4 protein-coding genes and 1 pseudogene are annotated in these 4,724 nt (G+C 61.8%); 2 read left to right on the top strand and 3 right to left on the bottom strand.

The features are described from left to right. Positions 1-570: CHAT domain-containing protein (locus tag QSK17_RS00835; RefSeq protein WP_285702385.1), on the top strand; the 570-nt coding region annotated here is incomplete at its 5' end. A 227-nt stretch (positions 571-797) separates the two neighbouring features. Here QSK17_RS00835 and QSK17_RS00830 read toward each other — a convergent pair. The 3 genes and pseudogenes from QSK17_RS00830 to QSK17_RS36015 form a co-directional block, all read right to left on the bottom strand. Continuing rightward, positions 798-2,555: a hypothetical protein gene (locus QSK17_RS00830; protein WP_285702384.1), complete on the bottom strand. Its 1,758-nt coding sequence runs from the start codon at positions 2,553-2,555 to the stop codon at positions 798-800. A 125-nt stretch (positions 2,556-2,680) separates the two neighbouring features. Beyond that, complete coding sequence (locus QSK17_RS00825; protein ID WP_352231751.1) at positions 2,681-3,724, bottom strand: ISL3 family transposase; 1,044 nt, start codon at positions 3,722-3,724, stop codon at positions 2,681-2,683. A gap of 17 nt (positions 3,725-3,741) precedes the next feature. Beyond that, positions 3,742-3,870, bottom strand: a pseudogene (locus QSK17_RS36015) (hypothetical protein); the annotation flags it as partial. 537 nt (positions 3,871-4,407) lie between these two features. Here QSK17_RS36015 and QSK17_RS00820 point away from each other — a divergent pair. After that, positions 4,408-4,724 (top strand): DUF8189 domain-containing protein (locus QSK17_RS00820; RefSeq protein WP_502889109.1); only part of this gene is annotated, 317 nt, incomplete at its 3' end.

The raw sequence follows: 4,724 nt of genomic DNA, 5'->3' as shown, positions 1-4,724 counted from the left end.
GGAGCGACAGGGTGTTCAACGACATGGCGAGGTGGGGCAGGTAGGCGTCGGGGTTGGCGGCGGCCAGCCGCTCATCGGCCTCGACGGCCCGTTGGAACGGTCGGGGAACCGTATCGGAACGGCATTCTCTTCGCGGGGGACGACTGGTTCCAGACGCACCAGATGGCGGAGTTCCGGCTGACCGCCGCGCCGCTCGTGACGCTGTCCGCCTGCCACACTGCGGACATCGGCGGTACCGCGCCCGACGAGGTCATCGGCATGCCGTCGGCCTTCCTACGCGCGGGGGCGAGCGGCGTGGTGGGCTCGCTGTGGGCCGTCGCGGACGACAGCACGGCGCTGCTGATGGAGGAGATGTACTCCCGGCTGCGCCGCTCAGGCGAGGGTCAGGGCGCCGCGCTACGGAGCGCGCAGGCGTGGTTGCGCGACGGCACGCTCGCCGAGCTGCGGCCCCGACTCCCCGCGAACCGGCCGGGTACGGGCGAAAGCCTCCCGGGCGACCTGCGGCCGTTCGAGCATCCGTACTACTGGGCCGCGTTCCAGCATGTCGGGATGCCCACATCCACAGGCTGAGCCGCACCTCCACAGCGCTACGCAATCGCCGGTGATCATGTGGGGCAGGCGGAACTCGGTGAGGAAGACCGCCGCGCCCGAGGCGCCCGGTGCCTGCAATCGCGGGAACACCATCCCGACACTCAAGAGAAGCGCACAGCCGTGGTCACCCGAGACGAGAGACTGCTCGCGTGCCTAGTTCAGCTCGTTGACTGGATCGATGGTACGGGCGAGACCCTTGCCGTGCGTCACTGGATAGGCCCGAGGCAGCTGAATACAAGGAGTGCTTGCCGATTTGCTGTCGCTAGTGGAACCTGACTGACCGCGCGAATGGTTACCGGCTGTCCACCCAACTGCCTGAGTTTTGCGATAAGGTCTTTTGCTGATGTTGTGAGAAGGTTCGCGTCGTCTGGCTGTTCCTGGGCCCACGCGGGGTCGATCCACAACACGGGCGTTGTGTTCGAGACCACGCGATTGGGTACCACCTGGTTGGCGGAAGAAAAGGTTGAATTGAATGTTTCCTGATCGATTCGCCCGTCGAGGGTGGAGATGGTGCCGACTATATTGGCTTGAGTGTCCACGGTCGCGGGATCTTGTTGCGTGATCGCCCGTTCAAGCTCTGGGTTCGGCTGACTGGCCGGGTAAGTGTCGCCGATACGGACTTCGAGGGCGCTTGTCACTGTCAATAGAGTGACGTCGACCCAGCCGACCGACTTCGGGTCATGTGGCGGCACGACTTTCCAAGCATCATAACCATTACCGGTTAGATGACACATGGGAAAGAATATGTGCGTTCCCGGTGTGCCGGTCATCTCGATGTCTTCGGTGGCCGACGCCGTCGTGCCGTGCTGAATTGGGGATTGCGGAGCTTCATCCGGCCCCGTCGATATATCTCCCCAGTTCTCCACACTGTATCCCTTGACGTTCAAGGCGAGGGGCGGGGTAGGGCCATATCCAATATTTGTCGCAGTGAAACTGAATTCTGCGTGGTCGCCAGTCTTCAACGGCCCGCCAGGAGATACGACCAGACCGCCTAGCAGCCCCAGTGCAAGTGGTGGCGTAATAGGGGAGTAGTTCGAACAGAAGAACCCTTTCAGGGGGTGCGGAGCGTCATAGGACATTCCGGTGAGCACTTTCGGGAAGAGGGGAGGAAAATTCAAGAAAGACAATTGAATAATTTTCTCCTTTCCTGGGTCGTTGTTGTCGTACACGTAGATATTTCCGTGGCTATCACCTTCGTCGTATTTATAGGCTAGAACTTGATGGTTCTTGGATGGCTCATCGACGTCGAATACCATGCCGATAGGGCTCGGCCTTCCAGTATCGATGCGTTTCTTGAGCAGCGTCCACTCAGGATTGCTACGCTTGAGCAGTTCCGGTGCTCCGCCGCCAAGTTCTTCCGGAATCAGCTTCAACAGCCCCATCCACAGGAGAGTTTTTTCCGCAACACCGCCCGATATGAAGGAGTCAATGAGACGCCGCCAGATATAGTTGCGCAGTTGCTCACCTTCTGGAGTTCCCCCTGCCGCGACCCGTCTTGGCGAGTCGAAAGACATGCCAGGGTTCCCGGGATCAGTGTACGGGCCGTCCTTTCCTTGGGGTACGACCCACCCTCTGACGAAGTAGTCGGCTGCGGCATAGGCCATTCCACCGCACAATCCATAGGAGGAGGTCAGAAACTTTTTCCGTACCCAGTCGTTGAAGATCGACACAAGTGCCCCTGATGCTCCAGCCAGGACTTCTTCGGCGGTCACAACGGTGGAGATGACACCCGGGGGGATACCTACGAGCAGTCCGAGGCCGTCCAGCAAAGCGTTCTGTGAGACCACCGCCAGCCCGAGAACCGGCGCATACAATGGTGCGAGAGCCGCTGCGGCCGCGGCGACCGCGGTGTCAACGCCTCCTAGTATGACTTCGCGTTCCAGATCATCGAAAACCCAATGGTTGTGGAATGCAAATCCGTCAATCTGATAGTTGAAGCTGGTAGAAACCGACACGTCAGTCATACCCCTAACCCCCTGCAATCAACGAAAGCTTTTGCCTACCCGAAGGCTAGCGGCTGGCCGGCCTTTTCTCGGTCACGTGTCATTGACGAAGCGGGAAGCGATCGGTAAGGGATATTGGAGGGTCTTCACGTTGGAGCGGGGTTGTGTTCTCGCTTGATCGCTGAGCGTGATCTCCGTTTCGTTACTCTTCGTGGTGGGTGTCGGGTCGTGCGGGTGGTGGCGTAGCGGGAGCGGCGACGCTGGTTAGCCGGGTTGCGGAAGCCGAAGGCGATCCCGGCGACAAGTTTGATGATGCGGTTGGTGCCCTCGCTGGCGGTGTTAGAGATGCCCAGGATGACGGCGGCGGCGATCTGCTCGCGCCACCGGCTGACCGTCTCGGCCAGGGTTACCAGCTCGGGGATGTGGTCGTGGGCGGCGCGCCAGGAGAAGAACGCGTGCAGCCGGTCGCGGACACCGCCAGAGCAGGTGGCGGTGAACACCTTGCGCAACTCCTCCTTGGCGATCCACGCGGCGAGCACCTGCTCGCCGTGCACTCCGGCGTCGATGAAGGTGTTCCACATCGCGGCGAACCGATCAGGGTGCAGGTTCTCGTAGTTGCGCAGCAGCGTGCGGCGCATGCCGTACTCCGGATCGCCGGAGCGTCCGCGCCGCCCGTAACGGGCGAAGATGGCCCGGCGGCGCACCGATGCGACCATCTTGGTGGCCGCCTGGACCACGTGGAACGGATCGACCACCAGGCGGGCGTTGGGCAGCGCATTGGCGTAGGAGGCGCTCATGTCGATCGCGACGACCTCGATCTGCGCGCGCCAGCAGGCGGGCTGGGCGTTCAGCCAGGCGATCACATCCTCACAGCCGCGGCCCTCCACCTGGCCGAGCAGCCCCTGATCGCCGCTGATGTCGATATAGCCCGTGTGCCAGGTGTCGGCCAGGCGCACGGTGGTCCTGTCGGCGTCACGGATCCAGCGTGGCTTGCCCCGGCGGGTCTCATCGATCCCCAGCACCCGTACCGGGCGCAGCGGGGCGGCCAGGTGCGCGTCCGCGACCTCGGCGAACGCCTCATGCGCCGTACTCCACGACATGTGGCCGCTGGCGGCAACCTCCGACACCGGGCGCAGCTGGTCCCCGATCGCGGTGGCGGCACCTGTTCGGTGAAGGTGACCCTCCTGCACCAGGGCGTGTCGCAGTACCAGCGCCGCCTGTGCACCACCAGATTCATCACCTGCCCGCCCAGCGGCACGTGCGTGACCGTCTGCGTCGTCCACTGCTTGGACCGGCCTGCCACGATCCGGCAGATGGAGCAGATCCGCCCGCCCATCCCCGAAGGCAGCACATGCACCCACCGCCATCGTGATCTTAAAGATCGCGGGCGCTTCTCATGTCCAGCCCTCGGTTCCGTCACTTACCGTCACGAGCACTCGATCACACAGAGCGATCAAACGACAGCGCCACCCCGGCCGAACAAGACTCCGCTTATCCCGCAGTGGAGCTTCCCTACGCAGCCACTCGCCGCGTCGGGCGTTGCATTCCTGTATCGGTAATCCAGTCTTGACGGGGTTGGTTGATCGTTGCCGCCACTGAAGTTGTACCGTCCCTTTGCGTTCAATGTGCCGACAGGAATGTCCCGAGCTGTCACAATAGCTGCCTGAGGGCATTCGCGGCTATGCTCGCCCGATTGGTACTCAGTCGCTGCTCAACCCAGGCAGCGCCACGATTCAACCCAACGGCCGAACTACAGGACAGATTCAATGGATAAGGCCATGCTTTAACCTTGGCGATATAAAGTGTTGAACGTTTTCCTTAAATCGCGACCGGTCCAGCGAATTTCACGATGCCTTCTCGGAAGGGCTACCTAATGATCAGCAACGACCTTTCCGTCAAGCGTAATGCCGATGGACGGCTGGAGCTTTTCGCCCTCGACGGCGAGCACCGTGCGCATCACATTTGGCAGACCACACCCAACGGAAACTGGGGGAACTGGGCCTACCTAGACGGTCATGACCTACAACAGCTAACTGTCGGCCAAAACGCCGATGGGTCACTCGAGCTTTTCGCCCTCGGCGGCGACCGCAGCGTGTATCACATTTGGCAGACTGCACCCAACGGAAACTGGGGGAACTGGGCCAGCCTGCAGGGTCATGATCTACAACAGCTCACTGTCGGCCAAAACGC

This window comes from Microtetraspora sp. NBRC 16547 (assembly GCF_030268965.1).
Classification (GTDB): domain Bacteria; phylum Actinomycetota; class Actinomycetes; order Streptosporangiales; family Streptosporangiaceae; genus Microtetraspora.
Note: the sequence above shows the minus strand (reverse complement) of the source record. Positions and strands in the feature narration are given on the sequence as shown.

Coding starts and splice junctions, on each gene's coding strand:
- QSK17_RS00830 (WP_285702384.1), bottom strand. CDS start 2,555: ATGACTGACGTGTCGGTTTCTACCAGCTTCAACTATCAGATTGACGGA.